Source organism: Planktothrix rubescens CCAP 1459/22, from assembly GCA_904830895.1.
Classification (GTDB): Bacteria; Cyanobacteriota; Cyanobacteriia; order Cyanobacteriales; family Microcoleaceae; genus Planktothrix; species Planktothrix agardhii.
The window spans coordinates 4,697,506-4,721,096 of the sequence record LR882958.1 but is presented as its reverse complement, the minus strand read 5'-3'; the positions used below and the strand labels follow the sequence as shown (position 1 = coordinate 4,721,096).

16 protein-coding genes are annotated in these 23,591 nt (G+C 38.4%); 6 read left to right on the top strand and 10 right to left on the bottom strand.

All coding sequences use genetic code 11. The features are described from left to right. Positions 1-27 precede the first annotated feature (27 nt). On the bottom strand, positions 28-3,321 hold the full coding sequence (locus NMG86_RS21550) for a tetratricopeptide repeat protein (RefSeq protein ID WP_026796476.1): 3,294 nt from the start codon (positions 3,319-3,321) through the stop codon (positions 28-30). Positions 3,322-3,474: 153 nt separating this feature from the next. On the opposite strand from NMG86_RS21550, the gene rpiA reads away from it, so the two are divergent. The 4 genes from rpiA to NMG86_RS21530 all read left to right on the top strand — a co-directional run bounded on the left by rpiA (position 3,475) and on the right by NMG86_RS21530 (position 6,504). Continuing rightward, the gene (gene rpiA, locus NMG86_RS21545; protein WP_026787616.1) at positions 3,475-4,185 is read left to right on the top strand and encodes a ribose-5-phosphate isomerase RpiA; all 711 of its coding nucleotides are present in this window, start codon (positions 3,475-3,477) and stop codon (positions 4,183-4,185) included. Positions 4,186-4,375: 190 nt separating this feature from the next. Continuing rightward, positions 4,376-5,260, top strand: coding sequence for a hypothetical protein (locus NMG86_RS21540; protein WP_043937719.1), 885 nt, complete (start codon positions 4,376-4,378; stop codon positions 5,258-5,260). 447 nt (positions 5,261-5,707) lie between these two features. Then, positions 5,708-6,205, top strand: coding sequence for a hypothetical protein (locus NMG86_RS21535; RefSeq protein WP_026787614.1), 498 nt, complete (start codon positions 5,708-5,710; stop codon positions 6,203-6,205). Between the two features lie 38 nt (positions 6,206-6,243). Further along, positions 6,244-6,504 carry a hypothetical protein gene (locus tag NMG86_RS21530; protein WP_026787613.1) on the top strand — a complete coding sequence of 87 codons (261 nt, stop codon included), beginning with the start codon at positions 6,244-6,246 and terminating at the stop codon, positions 6,502-6,504. 69 nt (positions 6,505-6,573) lie between these two features. Here NMG86_RS21530 and lptC read toward each other — a convergent pair whose 3' ends face one another. The 3 genes from lptC to metG all read right to left on the bottom strand — a co-directional run bounded on the left by lptC (position 6,574) and on the right by metG (position 10,120). Then, positions 6,574-7,701: an LPS export ABC transporter periplasmic protein LptC gene (gene lptC, locus NMG86_RS21525; RefSeq protein ID WP_043939030.1), complete on the bottom strand. Its 1,128-nt coding sequence runs from the start codon at positions 7,699-7,701 to the stop codon at positions 6,574-6,576. An 86-nt stretch (positions 7,702-7,787) separates the two neighbouring features. Then, positions 7,788-8,405, bottom strand: a complete 618-nt coding sequence (locus NMG86_RS21520) for a LabA-like NYN domain-containing protein (protein WP_026795546.1) — start codon at positions 8,403-8,405, stop codon at positions 7,788-7,790. A gap of 107 nt (positions 8,406-8,512) precedes the next feature. After that, positions 8,513-10,120, bottom strand: a complete 1,608-nt coding sequence (metG, locus tag NMG86_RS21515) for a methionine--tRNA ligase (RefSeq protein ID WP_026796475.1) — start codon at positions 10,118-10,120, stop codon at positions 8,513-8,515. 487 nt (positions 10,121-10,607) lie between these two features. Here metG and NMG86_RS21510 point away from each other — a divergent pair, with 487 nt between their 5' ends. Further along, the gene (locus NMG86_RS21510) at positions 10,608-11,906 is read left to right on the top strand and encodes a TldD/PmbA family protein (protein ID WP_026796474.1); all 1,299 of its coding nucleotides are present in this window, start codon (positions 10,608-10,610) and stop codon (positions 11,904-11,906) included. A 38-nt stretch (positions 11,907-11,944) separates the two neighbouring features. Further along, a complete protein-coding gene (locus NMG86_RS21505; protein ID WP_026796473.1) occupies positions 11,945-12,643 on the top strand; it encodes a haloacid dehalogenase type II in 699 nt (232 codons plus the stop codon). Positions 12,644-12,664: 21 nt separating this feature from the next. Here NMG86_RS21505 and NMG86_RS21500 read toward each other — a convergent pair whose 3' ends face one another. The 6 genes from NMG86_RS21500 to NMG86_RS21475 all read right to left on the bottom strand — a co-directional run bounded on the left by NMG86_RS21500 (position 12,665) and on the right by NMG86_RS21475 (position 23,549). After that, positions 12,665-14,476, bottom strand: a complete 1,812-nt coding sequence (locus NMG86_RS21500; protein WP_026796472.1) for a tetratricopeptide repeat protein — start codon at positions 14,474-14,476, stop codon at positions 12,665-12,667. 53 nt (positions 14,477-14,529) lie between these two features. Further along, positions 14,530-17,097, bottom strand: a complete 2,568-nt coding sequence (locus tag NMG86_RS21495; protein ID WP_052338563.1) for a COG1470 family protein — start codon at positions 17,095-17,097, stop codon at positions 14,530-14,532. A gap of 43 nt (positions 17,098-17,140) precedes the next feature. Next, complete coding sequence (locus tag NMG86_RS21490) at positions 17,141-19,432, bottom strand: WD40 repeat domain-containing protein (RefSeq protein WP_052338562.1); 2,292 nt, start codon at positions 19,430-19,432, stop codon at positions 17,141-17,143. A 49-nt stretch (positions 19,433-19,481) separates the two neighbouring features. Continuing rightward, complete coding sequence (locus NMG86_RS21485; RefSeq protein WP_026787607.1) at positions 19,482-20,951, bottom strand: PDC sensor domain-containing protein; 1,470 nt, start codon at positions 20,949-20,951, stop codon at positions 19,482-19,484. Positions 20,952-21,015: 64 nt separating this feature from the next. Beyond that, positions 21,016-22,350, bottom strand: coding sequence for a DUF4159 domain-containing protein (locus NMG86_RS21480; RefSeq protein ID WP_026787606.1), 1,335 nt, complete (start codon positions 22,348-22,350; stop codon positions 21,016-21,018). A gap of 176 nt (positions 22,351-22,526) precedes the next feature. Beyond that, the gene (locus NMG86_RS21475; protein ID WP_026787605.1) at positions 22,527-23,549 is read right to left on the bottom strand and encodes a phage tail protein; all 1,023 of its coding nucleotides are present in this window, start codon (positions 23,547-23,549) and stop codon (positions 22,527-22,529) included. Between the last annotated feature and the right edge of the window lie 42 nt (positions 23,550-23,591).

Here is a 23,591-nt window from a genome sequence, read left to right as displayed (position 1 = left end):
ATTCCATAAGTTTCTAAAAACTATTGTCTATTCCCGATAAAGTTTCTCAAAAATATCATACATTTCCCTTGCCAACTTTTTAGGATTCCATAACGGAGCTAAGGAATTTGGGTTTTGAGATTGAATTAAATGGGATTTAATTTGATCGCGTAAATTAGCATCTAACCCTAATTTAATCCCTAATTGTGTATATTCTTCCCAAGTCCAAGCCGCACCAATATCGAGATTAACGGCCTTTAAAAACGAGTAACCCATGCGAGATAAATATTGTTCCCCAGCCCGAGTAATAATGGGTAAATTAGCCGATAGAGCCTCTAAATTATGGGTTCCTCCATTATAGGGATAGGAGTCTAATAGGGCATCCGCCACATAATAAATCGCTCGATGTTCTTCTTCGGTTTTGGTTAACCCAATAAAAATTACTCGACCTTGATCAACATTCTGTTCAACACAAACTTGGTGATAAAGTTCTCGAATTAAGTTATTATCCCCTTGACCTTTCCTGAGTAATACACTATTGGGAACTCCTTGAAGAATTTTAACCTGAGCTTGAATCATTTCTAGGTTAGTTTTTCGTCCGGGTGCTACACATAAATAAACTATTTGATCCGGCTGAATATTTAAACCCTTTCTCACAGCATTTCTATCCACTGGACGGCTTTTAAAAGGTTCTAAAGCCACGGAAGTATGGGGTAAACGGATTAACTTTTCTAGGTAATGTTTTTCAATTCCTTGGGGATGGCTATATTGATCACAGAAGAAATAGTTATCACCGGAAACATAAGGCGCATCAAACCCTAACCAAGATACACAAACCGGGGCAGGTCTACGATATAATATCTGAACATTTGTAGGCACGGTCATAGAGTCCAAATCAACTAAAATATCTAATCGATCTTTGAGGATTTCTGTAGTTAATTCCTCCGGCGAACCAAACCCATTCGGAAAGGATTTTGGCCAGTAAAATTTCGCCGCTATTTGTTCAAATCTTTGGGTAACTTCATCCGTTGGTAACTGTCCGGTGACATAAATATAAATATGGGGGGAAATTAGGGACAATTCTTTAATTAAGTTCTCACTACACCAGCCCACAGAATGCCGTCGGAAGTGTTTAGAAATCAAACCAATTCTCAGGGGTTTCAAACTCGTTTTTTCAGGTATCAAGGCATACTGAGGCGAGGGGACACCACTGAAGCGATGTTTAGCATATTGTTGGGCAATTAAGCGATATAATTTGGCGTTGGCTTCCACATCATCCCGCAGGTGGGAAACCGTAAATAGGAGAATTTCATAGAGAATAATTACTTCTGAAACCTCTAATTTATCGGGATCTTGGTAACAGATTTTTTCTAATTCTATGAGTTTTTCTAGCGCCTGTTGACAAGCCCCCGATTGACTATAGGCAAAAATATAGGCAATTGCTGATAAAACCGGAACTTTATCCCCACATTTTTGACAATATAAATCCGACATTTCTCGAGCTTTGGCTAAATTTGTGGAATGGCTGAGTAAATCACACAATTGTTGATAGGCTTCGACAAAATCCGGTTTAAGCTCAATTGCTTTTTCTAAATTAATTAGGGCTTCTGAGGGTTGATCATGTTTGCGAATATGGGCTAATCGACAATGAAGTTCAGCCCAATCCGGTTGTAAAGCTAAGGCTTGTTCAAAGTTTTGAATTGCGGCTTCTACCTTACCAATTTTAGCATAAATATTCGCAATATTGGCATAACTATCAATAGAATCTGGTTTAAGTTTAATTGATTGTTGATAATGATAAATAGCCTGTTCCGATTCCCCTTTATTTGAGAAAATATGACCGAGATAGAGATAGGGTTGAGGTAAATCCGGTTTAAGTTCAATCGCTTTTTGATAATATTGAATAGCCTCTTGTTCTTGTCCTTGTTGCGATCGCACACTCCCTAGATTAGCATAAACTTCTGCCCACTGAGGTTTTAAAGCGATCGCCCGTTGATAATTTTTAGCAGCTTCATCCCAAAGACTGCGACGGGCTAAACTATTACCAAATTCAAAGTTAAATTCCGCTTCAACTAAATTCGGTTGTAATTCTAGGGCTTTTTGCCAAGCTGTAATAGATTCATCAACCCGACCCACGGTTTGAAAAACCTTGCCTAAATTCCAGTAAACTGCCGCTAAATTAGGATTAAGTTCTAATGCTTTTTCATAACTCGAAATTGCCTGTTCCCACTGTTGCATTTTAAACAACATAGTGCCAATATTAGCATGAATTTCTGCAAAATTAGGTCGCAGTTCTAAGGCTTGAAAATAAGCCCGTAAAGCCGATTCTATTTTGCCTTGGAATTGCAGAATATTGCCCAGGGTTAAATAGGCGGGTAAATAATCCGGTTGTAATTTTAAGGCTTGATGACAACTGACAAGAGCTTGTTCATAAAACCCTTGACTCATGAGAACTTCAGCTTGTTGTTTGTAGTGTTTAACTTCTAAATTTTCACTATCTTTTTCTGGGGGAGTGTTCACTAAAAACTGTTGATTTCCAGACGCAACTAAGGCAGTTTCAATATTGGATTCAGATCGAGATTGAAATTGAGTTTCTAGTCCAGCATTTGCCAGTTCAACTCCCCCTTCATAAAACCCTGGATTCTCGCGTTCAACCTCGCCAGACTCTTGAAACTTTAATTGCAGTAGTCGGTTTAGTTCCTGATGGGTAAAGGCTTGTTTGGGATTAAGTTTAATTGCTTTTTTATAACAATCAATTGCCTGATTAACTTGATTTACTTTAACTAAATTTTCAGCTAGTTTTAAATAAAATATTTCTTTATTCGGTTGTAAGTCTACGGCTTTTTGATAATAATTAATTGCTAGTTCTATTTTCTCCTGTTTTGTGAGTAAATTTCCCGTCATCCAATAAATTAACCCTTGATTTGGATTAATTTTTAGTGCTATTTGATAACAGGAAAGTGCTTCATCTAAACGTTCTTTGATAAAATAAATACTGCCCAAATTAGCATGAGCTTCTGTAAAATTAGGTTGTATTTCCAGAGCTTGGGTATAGGCTAAAATCGCTAAATCTAACCGAGATTGAACATAAAGAGCATTTCCCACAACCAAATACGCAGAAGCCAAATCCGGTTGTAAATTTAGGGCTTGATGTAAATAGTTAATTCCGTCTTCTTCCTTACCGATTAAAATATAAACTTCCGCCAGTCTTTTATAAACTTCTGCGTCTTGGGAATCCATGGCTAAAGCCTGCTGAAATATATGAATTGCAGCTTCTAAATTCCCCAATTCTTTAAGCTGAATCCCTTGTTTTAATAGGGAAGAAACCGAATCTAAACTCACAATTTACTCTCCAATTACGAATCAAATGCCCACGTTAATCAGTATATCAATCAGTCGGTTAGTGTTTATAACTTCTTTGTGTTGGTTGTGTCTTTGTGGTTAAATTAGACTTGACTCCCATCTAAAACAACCCTTTATTGAGGATAAATTAAAATGAGCCAACCAGATCCCGTAACATTAATGAAACAGTATGTGGGCAAAGCCGCCGCTGATCGAGTACAATCGGGAACGATTGTTGGACTCGGAACTGGTTCCACCACAGCCTACGCGATTCAGTATATTGGAGAACGGCTCCAAAGTGGAGAACTCAAAGATATTAAAGGCATTCCTACCTCCTTTCAAGCCACAGTATTAGCCAAACAATATGGCATTCCATTAACCACATTAGACGAAGTGGATCACATTGATATTGCCATTGATGGTGCCGATGAAGTTGATCCCAACAAAAACTTAATTAAAGGAGGTGGGGCTGCCCATACCCGTGAGAAAATTGTTGATAGTTTGGCAGAAGTTTTTATTGTGGTTGTCGATAATTCTAAACTGGTTGATCGACTCGGATCAACCTTTTTATTACCCGTTGAAGTGATTCCGATGGCGATGACTCCAGTGATGAAAGCCCTGGAAAAATTAGGGGGAAAACCGACCCTAAGAATGGGAGTCAAAAAAGCGGGGCCAGTGGTTACAGATGAAGGAAATTTGGTGATTGATGTTAAGTTTGATCTGCTGGAAAATCCCGCCGAATTAGAAAAAGAAATCAACAATATTCCTGGGGTTTTAGATAATGGTTTATTTGTGGGGGTTGCTGATATCATTCTTGTCGGTGAAGTTATCAACGGAGAAGCGAAAGTTCGAGAAATTTCCTAACCTTAAATAACCTTAAATACCCTCACACTCTCGTTCCCTGGTTCTACCAGGGGACACACTTGCGGAGGCTCCGCCTCCATTTTAAAGCAGGCGGAGCCTGCAAAAAGTATTGCCAGGTAGAACCTAGCAACAAGAGCAACAAGAGAACAATAAAAATCATATATTTTAGCCATCAAACCTGCCAATTTCTATGCCATCTATTCCAGTTGCTACAGTCAAACTTGGATATACTCCCCAGTCAGAAGACACCAGCATTGATGCAGATGTGCTGATGTTTAAACTGTTGCGAGAACTTACACCCCAACAGAAAGCTCAACGAGTTCGCCACTTCAATCAATTCACTCGAAAATTAATACTAATTGGCATCAAAAATCAGTATCCTAATAGTTGTTTGTCTTGGGTTCGTCAAGAATTAATTAGAAGGCGTTTAGGTCAAGAATGGATTACAATTTTAGGGTTAAAAATAATAGAATCCGAGATAGAGGAGAAATGGATGATTTTAGATCCCTTAGAATTAGCCTGTCGAATAGCTGCGCTGTTTGAAACTTTAAATATTCCCTATTTGGTGGGGGATTCTGTGGCGAGTTCTCTTTTAGGAGAAAGCCGTTCAACACAAGACCTAGATTTAGTGATTAGTATTTCACTGTCACAAGCACCGCAACTTATTCAAGCATTGACAGAAGATTTTTATATTAGTGAATCTGCTGTTATAGAGGCTATTAATCAGAGAAGATCATTTAATATTATTCATTTAAAATCAATGGAAAAAGTCGATATTTTTGTAATTGGAGATGATGGTTTTTCTCTTTCTAAAATGAGTCGTCGTCAAATTTATAGGATTGATGATTCCGAAACCGGAATTTATATCTATTCATCTGAAGATATTATTCTACAAAAGTTGTCTTGGTATAAACTTTCGGCTACGGAGTCTCAAAAACAGTGGAGAGATGTCTTAGGGGTTTTAAAAGTCCAAGGAGAACGTCTTGATTTTAACTATCTGAATCAATGGGCTGAAATCCTTAAACTCCAACCTCTTTTAGAGTCAGCTTTACAACAAGCTGGATTACAGGAATAATTGTGAACGAATGGGATCTGACTTTCACGAGTTGTTAAGTCGAGCCTGGTTTTATCTTGACACTAATATTTGATGCCGTTTGCAGAAACCAGAAGGATTTTAGGGTAAACCTTACCTATTAAGTAGTTGCACAAAATAAATTACCTAGTTGAGAGAGGGAACAGCCCCCCCAAACCCCCCGTGCACGCAGGGCTAGGGGGGGAGGGAACAGGGTAGAGGATGTGTAATTAATTTTGTTTAGGTACTTATACATCTTGGCGAATTTAGCCCTAATAAATTAAATAGAATCTCAGCATAATTATATAGTCCTAATGGCTGAATATTTTTTATTTCTATCTCCATAGTTAGATGTTTAGTTAAATTAATTAATTTAAAATAAGAGGGTAAAAATAGATCAAAAACTGTTTTGATTATATATCCTGTTTCGCCTAGAAAATAGGAGGCACAATGCAAATATCATCCCCTCAAAAACGTCATAAATTTGCACAACCGATGGCGTTATTAATGTCGGGGTTGTTAATGATTCCGGTTTTAAGTAGTTGTGGCGGTTCTAAAAGCTATAGTAATCCCCCGCCTCCGGTGGATGATACCAGGGGGGGAGCCGTTGCGCCTCCACCTCCTCAACAACCCCAAGCAAAACAAGGATTCTCTAATGGTCAGAAAGTTGCGGTTTTAGTGGGAGCAGCGGCTCTTTACTACATCTATAACCAACACAAAGATCGAACGGAACAGGGGGCACAGGGTCAATATTATTTATCTAAAAATGGTCGTGTTTATTATCGAGATGCGGAAGGTCGAGCCCATTGGGTAACTCCCCCAGCCGAAGGTATTCAGGTTCTAGAAGAACAAGCTAAACCCTATCAAGATTTTGAGGGATATAACGGCCGATCTACGGGTTTAAATATCAATGATGTCGTTCAAAATTCTGTCCCCCCTACCCGTTAAAAATCACAAATTAAAGTCATATAAAAAGGAAAAAAATCATGGTTGACAATTTTTTAAGAAAAATAGCTGATTCTATTTTAAACCCTGATCAACAGCAGCATGATAATAATGAAAATCAACGAGTTTCTCCCGCCAGTGAAGATCGCTACGGTGATCCGGCGGATGAAGAACGGTTTCGGAATGTCCGCCCCGCCAGCGAAGATCCCTACGGTGATCCGGCGGATGAAGAACGGTTTCGGAATGTTCGCCCCGCCAGCGAAGACCCCTACGGTGATCCGGCGGATCAGGAAAATCGTTAAGTTTAACTGATATTCAAACCCGGAGGGTGAACGCTTTTCTTCCGGGGTTTTTTCTGTTTTCTAGTATCACTATTCAGGGATAATTTCCGTAACTACAGGGGTTCCCGTATTCCCTCCACTAACCACAATTGTATCATTTTCAAACCGTCCTACGGCTTTTTCTCCCATCAAACTAAACGGGGGATCAATTTGACGGTAGACGACGTTTCCTTCGGCGGAAAAAGACTGTTGAATAATATCCCAATTCACTGCATTAGCATTTAATTGGACTTGACGTTTTTGACCAATTCCGACTACATTCCCAGTTAAATAAAAGATATTATTTTTTAAATCTCCCCATCCTTGATTTGCGGTTAAAGTTACTTGCTGCTCTCGTTCAATAATGGTAATAAACTGGGGAGAACTAATCGTTTGTTTCTCATAATTCCATTGTAATTCCTGACTAGAAATTTGTAAAGGTGGTTGAGATAAAGCGATTTGAGCATTCTTTTTTAGAATACCAATTTTAGTTTTTAAATTCATTTCTGCGGTTTCCGCCACCCCTCGGTCTGTAATAGTTTGATTTTGATAGCGTTCAATTTCGGTTTTCATATTACTGGTTAAAAGTTGCGGTTCCATTTGCCAAATAATATGATCACTTTGTAACTTAACAACCGGATCTTTGGCGCTCACAGTGGCTTTATCCCAAAATTCTACTCGTTTTTGGCGATAAAATACCTGAACTTCCCGAGCCACCGCTTGCAATTGAGCATGATCTCCGGTGACTCCATTTCGCACTACAATAATATACTGTTGGACAATCCATTCTAGTTCTTTTCCCTTCAAAACTAGACCCGTATTTGGATCGGTAGCTACAATATTATTGCGTAAAAAAATACGTCTGCTATTTTGTTCAAATTCTCCTTGATCGGCTCTAATTTTATACAGTAATTTTCCTTCATCATATAACTCACCCACGGGATTTTTCACCGTTGCCATTTTTTTGTCTTTACTATAACTGACCTGCTTGGCTTTAATTTTCCATAACAATTTTCCCTGCTCATCCGCCTGTTCTAAGGTGACATCATCTAAAGTTAATGTCCGTTCAAATTCTTCAGAAGGCTTAGATTTAGAATCCTTTGAGGTCGGTTCAACATTTTTGGGAGCGCAAGCATAAATTCCGACTAAAATAATTACCCAAACCAGTAACAACCGCATCTAATTTTAATAATTTAGGAATTCAGAACTTCAGAAATAAATGGAGTAAAAACCAGCCTAAGCCAGCTTTTACTCTGTTTGTTTTTCTAGGAATGCTCCTCAATTATTTGTCCATCAATTAAACTAATTCCCGATAGGGGACGATAGCTATAGCTGGGACTACGGGGGGTTTTTTGGATTTCTTCTTTGATCATTTCTAAATCAATATAGCGATCGGCGACATTAATTAAACTATCACTGGTCATCGCTCGCAAACTCACTACTTCTACCCGCACACCGCGATAACTCACGGAGTCCACCGCATAGGCTAAATCTCCATCGCCACTGACTAAAACCGCCGTGTCATAGGAACCTACTAAGGCCATCATATCAACGGCGATTTCTACATCCAAATTGGCTTTTTTAGACCCATCAGGAAGTTGAACTAAATCTTTAGAAATCACCCGATAGCCATTCCGTCGCATCCACAATAAAAAGCCCTGTTGCTTCTCATTAGTCCGATCGACTCCCGTATAGAAAAAGGAGCGTAACAACCTAGATCCGGCGGTTAAACGACACAATAATTTGCTGTAATCAATTTCAATTCCCAGTTGCAAAGCTGCATAAAATAGATTAGAACCATCAATAAAGATAGCAACCCGGCCCCTGTTTTCCAGAACTTGTTCAGGAGTAAACAGTTCTCCAGTGGTGAGATGATTGAACATTTTTATACCTCTTTTTTATGAAAAAAATGATTTGAGTGTGAGTAAGGTAAACCAATTGAAATTGATGTTTTATGTTAAACCAGGCTATCATTAAAACGGGGTTGAATTTAGGATGACACCTCCTCTAAATCCTCCAAGCGTCTAAACACGGGTTGTCCTTCCTGTATGGGTTGATTGGCGGGTAAAGCGCCCCAAACCCCATGGATATCAAAGGACAGTGATGTTGTGATTATAGTCTGGTCATTAAAGTCAATAGTATATCCCAGTTGTTGATAAATCCGAGTGCTAATATTCGGAATAATCGGGGACAAAAGATAAGATGATAACCGAACTGATTCTAAAACCGAGTACAGAACTTGAGCGAGCGCTTCTTGTTTTCCTTGTTTATAAAGACTCCAAGGAGCTTTCTCATCAATGTATTTGTTCCCAGCCTGGATTAAGCTGAAAATAGCCTGGCAAACTTCGCTAAAAGCGAGGGAATCATAACCTTGAGTTACTGTATCCGTTAAGGTTAGACCGACGGATTTGAGCCCATCTTCTTGGGGGATATCCTGACTCTTAACATTAGGAACACAACCATTAAAATATTTATGCGCCATTTTCAGCGTCCGGTTGAGTAAGTTTCCTAAGTCATTAGCTAAGTTAGCATTAACGGTATGAATAAACCGAGTCTGACTATAATCACCATCCTGTCCAAATTCTATCTCTTTCAAAAAATAAAAGCGAATAGCATCGGAACCATATTGATTGACTAAAGCCACGGGATCAAGAGTATTCCCTAAGCTTTTGCCCATCTTCTTCCCATCTTTGGTTAAAAAACCGTGTCCAAAGATACGACCGGGTAGAGATAAACCTGCGGACATCAACATTGCTGGCCAATAAATGGCGTGGAACCTTAAAATATCCTTACCAATCAGATGCAAATTAATCGGCCACCATTTCGATAAAGCATTGTCTAAGGTGGGTTCATCTTCGGGGTCAAGCAAAGCAGTTACATATCCCAATAAGGCATCAAACCAAACATAAATCGTATGACTCGGATCGGTAGGAATGGGAAATCCCCAGTCAATATTAACGCGAGAAATCGAAAAATCCTGTAGTCCTTGCTTCACGAAGTTCATGACTTCGTTACGCCGACTTTCTGGCTGAATAAACTCAGGATGCTCTTGATATAAGATTTCTAAATGTTTCTGATAATTAGATAACCGGAAAAAATAGTTCTGCTCATCCCTCCATTCTACCACTTTATTAGTATGAATGGGGCATAATTTTCCAGGTGCTAATTCCCGTTCTTCTTTGTATTCTTCACAGGCGACACAATACCAACCTTGCTGTTGGCTGAGGTAGATATCTCCTTTATCCCAAACCCGTTGAAAAAACTCTTTAACAATGGCTTCGTGACGGGGTGCAGTGGTGCGACTAAAGCGATCATACTGAATATCAAAATGTTCCCACAGGGAGGCAAAACTAGAGGCAATTTGATCACAATGATCCTGGGGAAAACGACCTAATTCCTCTGCTGTGCGTTGAATTTTTTGACCGTGTTCATCGGTTCCCGTAATCAGAAGAACTGATTTTCCTTGGAGTCTTTGAAATCGAGCGATCGCATCAGCAGCTATGGTTGTATAAGCGCTGCCAATGTGAGGAACATCATTGACATAATAAAGAGGTGTTGTAATAGAAAAGGTATTTAAAGGGGTTTGTGTCAATTTCATTTAGATTTATTGATTTAAAGAAGTTTTAATCAGAGCTAGGGGGATAATACAGGTAATAGTTATAAAAACCATAGCATGAAATTAAAGGCGGTTGAAACCGCATCTACACAAACAAAACCCGCCGACGCGGGTTGAAGATTCTGGGGCAGATTTTTCCTACCCACATACCATATAAGTCCGCGCAGGCGGACATCGTTTGTGTAGCCGCGATTTCAATCGCCGAGGGCTTTATTTCTACTCTATAGGGAAAGATAGATCACATCAAATTAAAGGCGGTTGAAACCGCATCTACACAAACAAAACCCGCCGACGCGGGTTGAAGATTCTGGGGCAGATTTTTCCTACCCACATACCATATAAGTCCGCGAAGGCCGACATCGTTTGTGTAGCCGCGATTTCAATCGCCGAGGGCTTTATTTCTAAAAATAAATCACCGATCACCGATCAGGGTACGATGAACGATGACGCCATGCCATCACTACTATCCATGACCTACGACCAATCAGCCGAACAGCTATTAGAGTTAGCTGCCGCATCGGGCGCTGAGGCTGCGGAAGTGTTTCAATCTCAATCCCTATCCAAGCCGATTTTTTTTGAAGCCAATCGACTCAAGCAAATAGAAAGTAGCCAATCGGAAGGGACAACCCTGCGACTTTGGCGAGATGGACGTCCGGGTTTAGCCGTTGCCTATGGGCCAGTGGAACCGGAAAAATTAGTTACCCGGGCGCTGGCTTTAAGTACCCTAAATCAGCCAGAAACCATTGAATTAACTGAATCTAAGGCCCAATCCACCTATGCCGATATTGGGGAAACTGTACCCGTTGAACAATTGATCAGTTGGGGGAAACAGGCGATTGAATTAATTCGGGCTGCCTATCCTGACGTCCTCTGTACAGCCGAATGGGATTGCGAAGTCGAATCAATTCGCTTGATTAATTCCAGGGGACTTGAATGTAGCCACACCGACACCACCCTCAGTGGCTATATGGAAACCGAATGGGTACGGGGAGATGATTTTTTAGCGGTTTCCGATGGCCAAACTCAACGGGATTTTCTCGATCCTACGTTACTCGCCGAACGGATTTTAATGCGGTTAAATTGGGCTAAAAATAACGTGCCGTCTCCGGTAGGTCGGATTCCGGTGTTATTTACCGCTAAAGCTGCCGATATGCTCTGGGGAACCCTAGATGCCGCTTTGAATGGTAAACAGGTCTTAGAGGGGGCTTCTCCTTGGAGCGATCGCTTGAATACCCCCGTCCTGTCTCCAGTCTTAACTATATCTCAAGAACCCGATGCTGGGCCATTTAGTTGTCCCTTTGATGATGAAGGTATCCCCACCCGTCCCATTACTTTTATTGAAAACGGAGTTTTAAAACTATTTTATACTGACTTAACCACAGGTCGCACCCTGGGAAGTGGTACAACCGGAAACGGATTTAGAACCCATTTAGGTAGTTATCCCACTCCTGGTTTATTTAATCTTTTAGTACAACCTGGAAAAAGTTCCTTAGCTGAGTTAATTAAAAGTTTAGATCGAGGTTTAATTATCGATCAAATGTTAGGAGAAAGTGCGGGAATTAGTGGGGATTTTTCGATTAATGTGGATTTAGGATATCGAGTCGAAAAAGGCGAAATTGTCGGACGGGTGAAAAATACAATGGTCGCCGGAAATGTTTACACCGCCCTCAAACAAGTTATAGAATTAGGAGGTGATGCCTCTTGGAATGGTTCCTGTTATACTCCTTCTATTATTCTTGAAGGGTTATCGGTTACGGGTAATGGGTAATAGGGAATTACGAATTACGAATGGGTTTTAGAAAAATTATGATTGAATTTAATCAGTTTGAAGCCTTGAGTTTTGATTGCTATGGCACTTTAATTGATTGGGAAAACGGAATTACTCCGGTTTTACAACAATTAGTTAATGCCCATGGAATTGAGATGAGTAATCAACAGTTACTTGAATTATTTGCTATCCTAGAACCGGAAGCCCAAAGTGGAGAATATAAAACCTATCGGCAAATTTTGCGGGATGTGGTGCAGAAGTTCGGAGAACGTTTAGGGTTTTCTCCGACTCCCACGGAATTAGAAAGTTTAGCCAATTCAATTCAAGATTGGCAACCCTTTCCTGATACGATAGCAGCCCTAAAAGCCTTAAAACAAAAATATAAATTAGTGATTATTTCTAATATTGATGATAATTTATTTGCCCAAACTAACCAACATCTACAAATAGAATTTGATCATATTATTACAGCACAACAAGCTCAATCCTATAAACCTTCTGCCCATAATTTTCAATTTGCCTTAAATAAAACGGGGCTTTCTTCTGATAAGTTGCTGCACGTTGCTCAAAGTATTTTCCATGATATTGCCACAGCAAATAGTTTAGGATTAACAACAGTTTGGGTTAATCGTCGTCAGGGACAACCCGGAGGAGGAGCAACGAAAGCTGCGATCGCTCAACCAGATTTAGAAGTACCTGATTTAAAAAGTTTAGTTGACTTGATTTTTGAGGTTTAGAAAAGCACAATTAAATATTATTTATTTACCCTGAAAATACCGACTAATTAGATCCCGATTTTGTAAAGCTGGTAAATAGTTCGGATCAATTTTTAACGCTTCTTCAAAGGCATTTAAGGCTTCTGAATAGCGCTTTAAATAGAAGAATGCCATGCCCTGAGCCACCCAAATATTAACCGCTTTTGGATCAAGTTTCAGAGCTTGCTGATAAGACTTAACTGCTTCTTCATAATCTTTTACACCCGTGAAAAATAACCCTCGATTAAACCAAGCGGATACTGAATTAGGATCAATCCCAATAGCACTATTCGCTGCCGCAATTGCCTCTGGATATTGCCCTAAATCCCATAAAATTGCACTGGAATTAGTCCAAACTGACCCCAGAGTTTCTATTGGTATAAAAGTGATATCACTAGCGATCGCACGCTGATAAGCTCTGAGAGCCTCTTGATTTTCCTGCATCGCCCGCAGAATACTCCCCCGATTAAACCACCCTTGAAAGTAGTTAGGATCGGCTGCTAAAGCCTTTTCCGATGCGTTGAGAGCTTCCTGATATTTTTGGGCTTGCCATAAAATCACGCTTTTTGTATTCCAAGCGATCGCTGAGTCTGGTTTCAAACTCAAGGCCTGATCAATCGCCAAAATTCCCTCCTCATAGCGTTTTAGACCTGCTAAAGCCTGTGCTTTCTGGATGAAAGTATCAGCAGGCTCACTTTCTAGCCAATTACTATCTTGTTGTAATCCACTTTCACAGGCTGTTAGTGCTTCTTGATAATTCCCTAATTTATTCAGAGTTGCACACAAATTCACCAAAGCTAAGGCATTATTAGGATAAATTTTAATAGCTGTTTCTAAAGCCTTTCGCGCTTGATCATATTCGTTTAATTCTCCTAAATTTATCCCTTGATATGTCCAAGCCACAGCAAATTCAGGAGCGATCATTGTTGCTTGTTTGTATGAAGTTTTGGCTGATTCTAACCGAGAGATTCTAGTAGTTTTAATACAATTATTTTTGACTACAATATCTTTTTCTAAATCAGTTTTTACCGCTTCACAACTGGTTAAAACTTGCTGATATTTTGCTAAACCACTAAAGGCTAACCCTCGCCAAAACCAGGCTTGAGCCGGAGAACTTTCTCCCCAATTTTGATTAACTTTTAAAGCGTTATCACAACTACCAATAGCTTGTTCATTCTTCTCCATTTCTAACAAAACTCGACAGCTACTAACTAAAACTATAGAATTCTGAGGCTCGAGTTTTAAAGATTGATCAAAGGATGCTAAAGCTTCAGAATATTGGGTTTTCTGTTCTTGAGCTAAACCTCGACTTAACCAAGTAAGACTCGGAGAAAATTCCTCCCAATTTTGATTAATTTCTAAAGCACTATCACAAGCGGAAATAGCCTGATCTTGTTGACCTAATGCTAAAAGGGAGCGACACTTTAAAGTTAAAGCTAGAGAGTTTTTAGGTTGAATTTCCAGAGCTTGTAAACTCGATACTAAAGCTTGATCATATTGTCCTAATTTTAATAATAGATCGCTGCGAAATCCCCATAAATCTGCTCTCTTTTTTTTACTCAAATTAATAGCTTGATTACAGGCTGATAACGCTTCTTCAAGCTGGGGTTGTTTCCGCAGGACATTACATAAAGAAAAATAGTAGTTAAAATCTCCATTAATGGGAGTAGGGGGAGTAGGAATTGCGGTTGGTTGTTGGGGTATATTAATATTAAAAGGTAGGGAAAATTGAGCAATAATTATCGATCCCCAAAAATTAAAACTTAGATTAATAGGAGGAAAACGCACTTTTTGAATTTTATTTATTTTGATCATAGTTTTAACATCAGGCGGTTTGTAATCAGAGTGAAAATTATTCTATTAATTATTTAATCAAATTGAGGAGGAATTTCAATCGGTGAAGCTGAGAAAGAAGGGGTTGGAGTTGGAGTTGGAGAAGAAGTTGGAGATGGGGTTGGAGTTGGAATTGGGGTCGGTGCTGTTGGTAATAAAGGAAAATTAGGTGGAGTTGTTGACAATTTAGGGACAGTTTGATTAGGTCGATTTGGAGAAAGGTTGGGGTTATTTGGGGTTAATTTAGGGGTTCTGGAATCCTTGAGAGAAGTATCCTGCTGTTTATCGACCGGGGGTATTTTCGGTTCAGAAATAGGAACAACAATTTTTTCAAAGGTGACAGTTCGATTCAATTGTTCCCCTGATTCTCCTTTAACCGCAAGTGTAATTGTTTCTATACCCGGTTGTTGAGTAATTGGATAAATGATCGAACCTTCAAGACCCACTGTTCCGGGTGCGGGGAGTAATTCAACAATTGTATTTTTACCCCCTTCTACCTTCCAACTAATCCGAATAGTTTTAGCAGTTTTTTCAGGATTAATCGGTAAAATATATTTAGGTAAAGCGTCCTGATCATTCACTAAAAAAGAGACAATTTTAGTCGGGTAAATATAAGGAATAATCTTAATTATATCACTTTTCTGGCTAATAGCAGTTTCCTCTGGTGTCTCCTTAGAGACCGCCGACAATTCAAAAATATAGTTTCCGGCTTTTCGGGCATTTGTAGGGACTCTTTGACAAATTAATTCCGATTCTAATAAGCAAAATCCACTTAACTCCGAGGGGATACCGTCACTAAAATCGTAGGTTTTTAAGGGAATTATAACTGTGTCATCTGTGGAACGAGCCATTAACTTTAATGCTTGCAATTGTTCTGGATTTTTAATTTTCCAATTCAAGGCAATTTCATTATTAAATGTTAAGACAGATTGGTTAGGGGCTGGTTCTTGATAGGCTGTTTGTGTTGCCATAAAATCCAAGATTTTAGGCTGGGGTAAAGCACTAATACGAATCGTGTTTGTTTTTTTAGAATCAGCTAACTGATAGCCTTTTTTAGCAAATATATCCATTTGAAAAATATAAGTTCCCGCTTGTTGGGCATCGGTACGGATATTTTGACAATTTAAAACCGATTCTAAGGTGCAAAATTCCTTCAATTCCGGCGGAATCCCCTTGCTAAAATCATACAATATATCTTCACTAGAAACAATACCACTATCGGCAGCAATCCCAATAATTTTAATCGTTTTTAACTGTTGAGGGTGAAGAATTTGCCAATTTAGGTGAATCGCATCTTCTGCGGCTTGTTCATAAGTCGGAAAAACCGAAGTAAATTCTAAAATTTTCGGGGGTGTTGGTGGTCGGAAAAATACCCACCAAATCGCAAAAATTAGGGATGCGATCGCCCCCAAAATCATAAAAATTAATAAAATAAATTGCCAAAGGGGTCGTGCTTCCCAAATTAAAGTTCCTGGCAACCGTTCGGGAACAGGTAGTTGATAACTATCCTCAATTTCTATATAAAATTCAATAGGTAATCCCTTGCCAAACCAAGGACGTCGCCACCATTTATTCGGTTTAACTTTTAGGTCAATTTGAGTTTTTAATTGCGCCCCTAATTTCACCTGTTCAGGGTCAAAAATATAAGTACAAATTGGTTTACCTGCGTCTTCTTCGGCCGTAAAACTAACATTGCGGAGGGTGTTTCCCCCATTCCCCAATAACAGCCGAAACCATCCCGTTTCTTTACTAACTTTCCCAATTTTCGTTTGCAATTCTGGGATTAATCTATAGGTGGGAAGTACCCGCAAATACAAGACATCAATTAGTACCAAATCGAGGTTATTCAAGGAAGTTAAACGTAGGGTTGGGGAGTAATTTCCGGCTTTGACGTTTAGAGGAAATTGTAAGCGGAAAATAATCTCACTTTTCGCCCCCGGATTCAATGCTAAACTTTGCCGTTCTCCGACTAATCCTAATTCAACTAATCCCTCTGGATAAATCACAGTAAACCAATCATTGGGCAGATCAGAACAACTTAAACGAAAGCGATCAACCCGTGAAGAACGGTTATTAACTATAATTTTACAATCTAAAGGTTTGCCCGGTTCAATAATAGTTGGTTTTTGATAAGTTGTAATTGGTAAAATTTGAAATGTCGGGTCATTAATCTGGGTCGCGGATTGTACTGATGGTAAAATTTGCAGTCGCGCTTGATGACGAATCGGCGTGTCTTCTGGATAGTGTTTGGGCGCATCAATAACTAATAAATAACTATGATTTTCGGGGGTAGCATTAATAGGAATTGCGAAGTAAAAAACTACCTCTGCACTACAATTGTTAGCCAAGGCTAAACTTTCCGAAGCCGAGCTACACCACTGACGTAACAAGCCAGAAGTTTCATCAATATAAATATTAATAACAGCACCTTTATTGCCTTGATTGGTTACTGTAACCCGCAGTTCAAAAATCTCTCCAGCACAGGCAGAACTGTCTTCGGAAGGGTTAATAATCAAGGCGATGGGTTTAGCAATTCCCGCATTTTCTGAATATTCAATATCATTCAGAGCTTGACCGTTAGTTTGTGGAGTTTGATGCACCATAATTTTAAATCCTCAAAAATAGTTAAATTAATTATTTAAGTCTCTACTCTATCTCAAGATTATTGCGAAAATCACAACCTAAATTAAATATTCTTTTTGTTTGGGCTATTCTGACTTGATTATCATCACCTCCACTAGCAATTAAGATATTTTTATCGACAATTTTAACATCAACACTATTAATTTTTTTCTGAAGATAGGAATGGCTAACTTCTTGTTTAATTCCCAGATTGTTTTCTATAGATGAACCATCAGGCATTGTTAAAGGTCGTTTTCCTTCGGAGGTTAAAGCCCAAAGCATAACTTTACCATCGTCCCCACCACTGGCTAAATAGCAGCCATTATCACTAAATGAAACTGAACGAACCGCTTCCCCCATTTTACTTCCTTGCCAACGATCAATCACTTCACATTCTCCTGAACTATCTAAACAGTTTTTCATATTCCAGATTGTAATATTTCCTTGATTATCCCCGGTTGCTAAAATATCGGGAGCAATTTCTGCAACATCAACACTTAAAATATAATCATCTTGTCCTCCGGTTGGATAAGGAACTTTAAAGGTTTTATTCTGGTCAAGATTCAAAATTAAAAACTGATTATACCGACCGACAACTGCTAGGTGAAGATTGCCTTTCCCGACAAAACTCATGTCATAAACGGCAAAATCAAATTGTTTTTTCTTTAATAGGCGATCGCTACCTTTGGCAATTTGATCTCGCTGAAGACTGGCATCCCACTGTAAAACTAAACCACTACCATGACCACTAAATAATGTTTGAGAATCTTGAGAAAATTCTAAGGCAAAAACGCGATCATCTTTATTAATTGAAAAAGTATCAATTAACCCGGTTTCTTCCGTTAATCCCCACAATTGAATTTCCCCATTTTCCAATCCGGCGGCGATCATATTATTATCAACGGGTCGGTAACGTAACACTCGCACAGCCTTTTTAGTATTGCCAATTTTACCGATAAATTGATTGTGTAAATCATTAAAAAAGTTAGTAACTTTCCATTCAGCTATTGTCTGATCATTAGAACCACTCATGATCGTACTGGCTAACCCATCAAATTGAACAGAATTAACTGGTTTTTTATGTCCTAAAGAGGGATGATAAGGATTCAGTGCCGAAAACCACCACAGTAACCCCAGTAATACAACACTGCCCGTTAATATTAACCCCAGGGGAATAAAGGGTAAAACCTTTAATTTCAAGATTTGATTGGGGGGAGAAGTGCTAGACAAACGGCTATCAGACACAGAAGAAAGATGTTGTGTTTGTATTGTTGTTACTTCTATTAAAAATTTCCTGATCCGACCTAACCAATGTCGTTTAATTTTTGTGATTAATAAGATTTGATTTGTTTCGCCAATATCGAGATCAATAGTAGGATCAAAATCATTGATCTCTACATCATTATTTAATGGTTCTATAGATTTTTTTTTGTCTTGTATTAATAGAGATAAATCGGATTTTAATTCATATTTTATTTTGTCTGAACAATTAATTTGGAGTTGAAATATCTGCGAAACATTACTGCAATTTTTTATTTCTATATGAAAAATAACCGGGTCAGAACGCCAAAAAAATCTCCTTCTACTGGGGATACGACGTTCCTGGGGAAAACACCTAAACTCTACAATTCCTTGGGGTAAAATTAATAAATTCCCGGTAATTTGCCTTGATAAACCATTGGTAATTATTGCTGTAATAGTGAAGGGCTGAACTTGGCTTTTAGTTTGGATAATATCGGGAATTTGGCACCAGAAAACGGCATCAACTCGAAAACGAGATGGAATTTGGATAAGCTGTTGTTCTTCTATTAACCAGGTGGGATTAATTCCTGTTAATTTTAATACCGCATTCGCAGGTTGAGAACTGGGATTATAAACCTGAACCGGGATTTTAATTTGCTGTAGGGGGTAAGCTTGAAATTCCTGAACAGGAAGGGTTAATTTTAAGCCAACTCCCCCGCTTCCTTCGAGTATATTTAACCGCAATAATTGACGGGTTTCTTCCTGAAGTTCAATGGAAAAAACTCTCACGGTTAGATTCATCTGACCGACAAAACCAGGTAAAGGACTATCAATAATTTTAACCAGAAATTGTGTAGAATCTCCTGGGGGTTTTTTCGTACAAATTTCGGGGGAGAGAATATACCAATTTGGGGCTAAATTTTCATCCGTACCCGCCGCTAATACTTCTACCTGAAAGCTGGCAAAACGATCACTATAGTTAATCGCATTGATTTCAAAAGATACGGCTGATTCACCCGGTTTGAATGTCAGTTCAGTTGTAGAAATATCAGTGGTAATTAGATTGGTTTTCATGTTTCATTCCTTGAGTTTTATTGATTAAAAGTATTTAATTTATAATTAATTATCTTTGATTTTTATCATTTTCTCCTATTTTTGTCCTGAGTTGTTGTGATTCTCTCAATAATATTTCTAAGTTTTTGACTTGCTTTTGGGAATTATTTCCACTCTTGGTTTTTTGCTTTTGCAGATCTTGATTTTGAAGTTGATCAATCATTTGTTTCCAATTTTGTTCGCGACTGTAAATGACATTTGCCATAGCTAACATTACTTTTCCTAACTGTCCAAATTCATCGCGACGACGACTCACCTCCTCTAATATACTTTGATCAAAGTTTTGTGACTCAATAGTATGGGCTGCTTGTTGTAACTGTTCAATAGGTTTAATAATCCAACGCACCATTAACAGAGCTAAAATCACGCCAATACCCGCTACCAAAACGCCAATAATTATGGTTAAAGTTGTATAAGTATAGATATATTGAAGAAAATCAGAATAGGGAATCACAACCACCATTAACCAATCACAACCAATTTCTTTTCCTTCTTGATTCTGTTGTAAAGGGGTGACTTGGACAAGTTGTGAATTTCCTTTGAATCGAAAGGTAAATTGTTGTTTCTCTTTAATTTGATCTAAACCATTAAATTTTTCAATTAAGTATTGATTTATTCCTTGAATAATCGGATCTTGACTTTCACTCATATTCAGTCGTTTATTTTGATTATTCACTACTTTAAAAGGTTGCTCTAAAGTTGAGATTGCAATTACATCTCCCGTCCGTTCTATAACTAAAGCTTTTCCATTCTGACTAATTTCTAAATTTCGTAAAAATTTGCTAATTTGTACCAGACTAATATCAGTGGAAATCACTCCTTCAAAACTCCCAGATTCCCGATCGTAAATCGGAATAGAAAAATCCATCCCTAGCGTATTGATACTGGCTAGTTGATAAACCGGACTCCAGCTTGGTCTTCCTATACTTTTAGAAAATTCATACCAGAGACGAGCACGAGGATCATACTCCACACTTTTGATCAATCTGATGCGATTTCCTTTGGAGTCAACTTCATACAAGTTCCGATTTCCGTTCGTTGATTCATCTCTAAATTTTTCTATAAATTCATTTTCTGTTTTCTCATAATGTACATAGTTTCCTTTTTCCGTTCCTATATAAATGGAAGTTAATGCGTTTGTTTTTTGTAGTTGTTGCCAAAAATATCGCTTGACTTCTTGTAAGTTATTAATATCAACATTCCCACTTTGGATGGCTGCGAAGTATGCGGGTAATAATACTTTTGGCTTTCCTAAATAATTACGAAGATTGAGTTCAATCATCTGAGTTGATTTTTCACTAATTTTTAACATCAGTTTTTCAATCTCTTGTTTTCCCGCTTGAAAGTTAAACCAGCTAATCACTGTGACAGAAACCAATAAAGGTGTAACAATAATCAGGGGCAAGGTACGGCGAATGGATAAAGAACCCACGGATTTATCAAAAATTTTCTGGAAAAAAGAGAAGGTTTTGTTAGCCATAGTAAGTTTAATTTTATAGTGGGAATAAAGATTAACAACCTCAATCAATTAATTGTTCATAAACCTAAAGTAGAAGTTGAGTTAATTGTCGCCTTTTTACGGCAAAATATAGAAAATTAATCCCCATTTCTTGAGCAGATCTAATCGTTTCTCTTGGAAAACTAAACCCTTCATTTATTCCCCAAGCCATTGACAAATCTCCTAAAACTAATATAATATTATCCCAGTTAAATAAGCTAATTTCTTGTTCTTTAATTATCGGAAACTGACTAAACAGAAAAGGCTGATTTCGTAGGGGATGTTGACGAGCAATTACTCCTGAATCGTTTGCTGTAACTTCGCCTATTTTTTGAGCTAAATTTCTGACGGTGGCAATCACATCAGCTAACTGTTTATCTAAAATCTTTGTTGTCGTCTCTAGTTCGCTTTCTAACTGTTGTATCAATGGATCAAATTCTCCATCTTCTTTAAGATCATTTAGGGTTTCTTTCAGTTTTTGTTGAATTTTAATTAACTGCACAATTTCGTTTTCCAGAGTTGTTAATTCTATAAAAATTATCCCTCCAGTTTCCCTATATTCTCTGAGAATTTCAGTTTCTGATTCTGTTAATATAGCAATTTTTTGATAACTGAGGTAGAGTAAATCATAGTTTAAAGATTCGTTATTTTCTTCTGTCTGTAATTTAATTTTGCCAATTTCTGACCGACCTCCAAGGGCGGGATAAAGTGCAGGTAAAGATTGAATTAGTCCAGATAAAGATGATAAAATCATCTGATCAATGGGTGAATCGTTGGCAATTAAACCGACGCTCACCACCCCTTGATGACGTGCCATTACTTGTTGCCGATAGCGCAAATCAATATGATTTCCGGCGGGGAAGAAAACATTAGTTGGGGAGGTAATTTGAACGTTTCCTGCTAATAAGATAATCCGGCAGAGTTCTACCTCTAGTTGTTCAGGTTTATTAATTTTTTCATCAATTCTAAACATTTCCTCGATCAAATATTTTGATTCGGGTCGATATAGTGTTTCTGGATTAACGTATCTGATAGTAATATAAATTAATAGAGGGTTTTCCCCAGCTTCAGAGGCAATATGAAATTCCATCGGTTCGGGAACAATTATCGGATTCCCGATTAAATCAATCGCAATTCCACGGTCAATTTTAATCCAGCGATTATCCCGATATTTAGCGACAATATGATCCGGTGCAGGAATAGCAGAAACCCCTAATCCACAGACGATTCCTGGTTGATTCAGGGATTGATAATGGAGATTTTGACGATTCTGGTGATAGGCGTGGGCAGATTGCCAACGTTCAGCATTTAAGAGCAGTCCATCCTCGACGGATAGACGTTTTAGGGGGGATGGTTCGGGGTAATCAAATAAGGAAAACATAATAGGTAATGGGTAATAGGTAATAGGTAATGGGTAATAGGTAATAGGTTTTTCAGGTAATGGGTAATGGGTAGAGTTTATTATTTTTCTGAATACGCCTTTAATTATAAGCAATTTAAGGCGTATTCACAATAAGAAATGAATCTAAAAACCCATTACCCATTACCCATTACCCATTAGCTGGTTTCTATAATTAACTCGTAACTACAAAATGCCGGTTTTTCCTGTTCAATAATAGTTCGCACTAAGGCTTCTTCAATGGGGCGATCGGGTTCTGGACGCAGGCGAACTGTAAAATGAAAGGGTCGCACTCCTCCCAAAATAGCGTCGTAACCTAAGCGAGTTTTGTCCAAGACGAAGCCGGAATTAAAAAACTCATAAATTCCAATATGTTTTTCATCTTCATTCATAATATGATCATCTAAAGGTAAACGAGTTGCTAAGTAAAGATATAGGCGCAGACCCCGACGAGTTCCTCGCCATCTATAAATTTCAATCGCATTTCGGATTAAGTTTCTTTGCTGTTCTAAGGTTAAATAAGGTTGATTTTTCCAGCCTACCCAGTGAGCTAGAAACTCTAACATTCCGATCGGGGCTGTTAGGGGATCTAAATAAGCCCAAAGGTTAGAAAGAATTTGGACATCCGGTTCTAAAGTCGCTTCAAAAATTTGCAGAAAACGTCCAACAAAATCAATTTCTCGATAAAAATTAGGTAGAAATTGTTGATAACGGCTAATAGGGCGAACATAAAGGTTAAAAGTTGCTATTTCTAGCAATTGTGATCCTGTTCCCGGGGCTGCTCCATAAACAGCTAAACGGCTTTGATAATCTAATTTCAGAACTTGACCCACACCAAGGGCAAAGGGATTTTCAAAGAAATCCGCCGGGGTTTGAAAGCGGATAATCGCTTTGATTGTTTCGGCAGGTGTTAGTAAAAACGCGGGATTTTCTTCCTCTAGTTCTGTGATGATAGTATACCAATTCTGGGGAAAATCTCCTGTAATTTCTAGGGTTAATTCTAAAGTATAACTTCCTAAATTTTCTAAATTAACCACCAATTCACTGGCTTCTCCTGGGACAAGTAAAAGACTCGGATTTTCCAGATTAATATTTTCCGATGCCTGAATCGGAAGCGTGTTTAAATTTGCTTCCGGTGATCGCATAGGAATTAATTTTAAAATCAGGAGTTCACGAGCCATAAATCAGTTATCAGTTATCAGTCATCAGTTATCAGTGTAAGA

Coding starts and splice junctions, on each gene's coding strand:
- NMG86_RS21540 (WP_043937719.1), top strand. CDS start 4,376: ATGCCATCTATTCCAGTTGCTACAGTCAAACTTGGATATACTCCCCAG.
- NMG86_RS21505 (WP_026796473.1), top strand. CDS start 11,945: ATGATTGAATTTAATCAGTTTGAAGCCTTGAGTTTTGATTGCTATGGC.
- NMG86_RS21490 (WP_052338562.1), bottom strand. CDS start 19,432: ATGAAAACCAATCTAATTACCACTGATATTTCTACAACTGAACTGACA.
- metG (WP_026796475.1), bottom strand. CDS start 10,120: ATGAAATTGACACAAACCCCTTTAAATACCTTTTCTATTACAACACCT.
- NMG86_RS21475 (WP_026787605.1), bottom strand. CDS start 23,549: ATGGCTCGTGAACTCCTGATTTTAAAATTAATTCCTATGCGATCACCG.
- NMG86_RS21500 (WP_026796472.1), bottom strand. CDS start 14,476: ATGATCAAAATAAATAAAATTCAAAAAGTGCGTTTTCCTCCTATTAAT.
- NMG86_RS21480 (WP_026787606.1), bottom strand. CDS start 22,350: ATGTTTTCCTTATTTGATTACCCCGAACCATCCCCCCTAAAACGTCTA.
- lptC (WP_043939030.1), bottom strand. CDS start 7,701: ATGCGGTTGTTACTGGTTTGGGTAATTATTTTAGTCGGAATTTATGCT.
- rpiA (WP_026787616.1), top strand. CDS start 3,475: ATGAGCCAACCAGATCCCGTAACATTAATGAAACAGTATGTGGGCAAA.
- NMG86_RS21520 (WP_026795546.1), bottom strand. CDS start 8,405: ATGTTCAATCATCTCACCACTGGAGAACTGTTTACTCCTGAACAAGTT.
- NMG86_RS21485 (WP_026787607.1), bottom strand. CDS start 20,951: ATGGCTAACAAAACCTTCTCTTTTTTCCAGAAAATTTTTGATAAATCC.
- NMG86_RS21495 (WP_052338563.1), bottom strand. CDS start 17,097: ATGGTGCATCAAACTCCACAAACTAACGGTCAAGCTCTGAATGATATT.
- NMG86_RS21535 (WP_026787614.1), top strand. CDS start 5,708: ATGCAAATATCATCCCCTCAAAAACGTCATAAATTTGCACAACCGATG.
- NMG86_RS21510 (WP_026796474.1), top strand. CDS start 10,608: ATGACCTACGACCAATCAGCCGAACAGCTATTAGAGTTAGCTGCCGCA.
- NMG86_RS21530 (WP_026787613.1), top strand. CDS start 6,244: ATGGTTGACAATTTTTTAAGAAAAATAGCTGATTCTATTTTAAACCCT.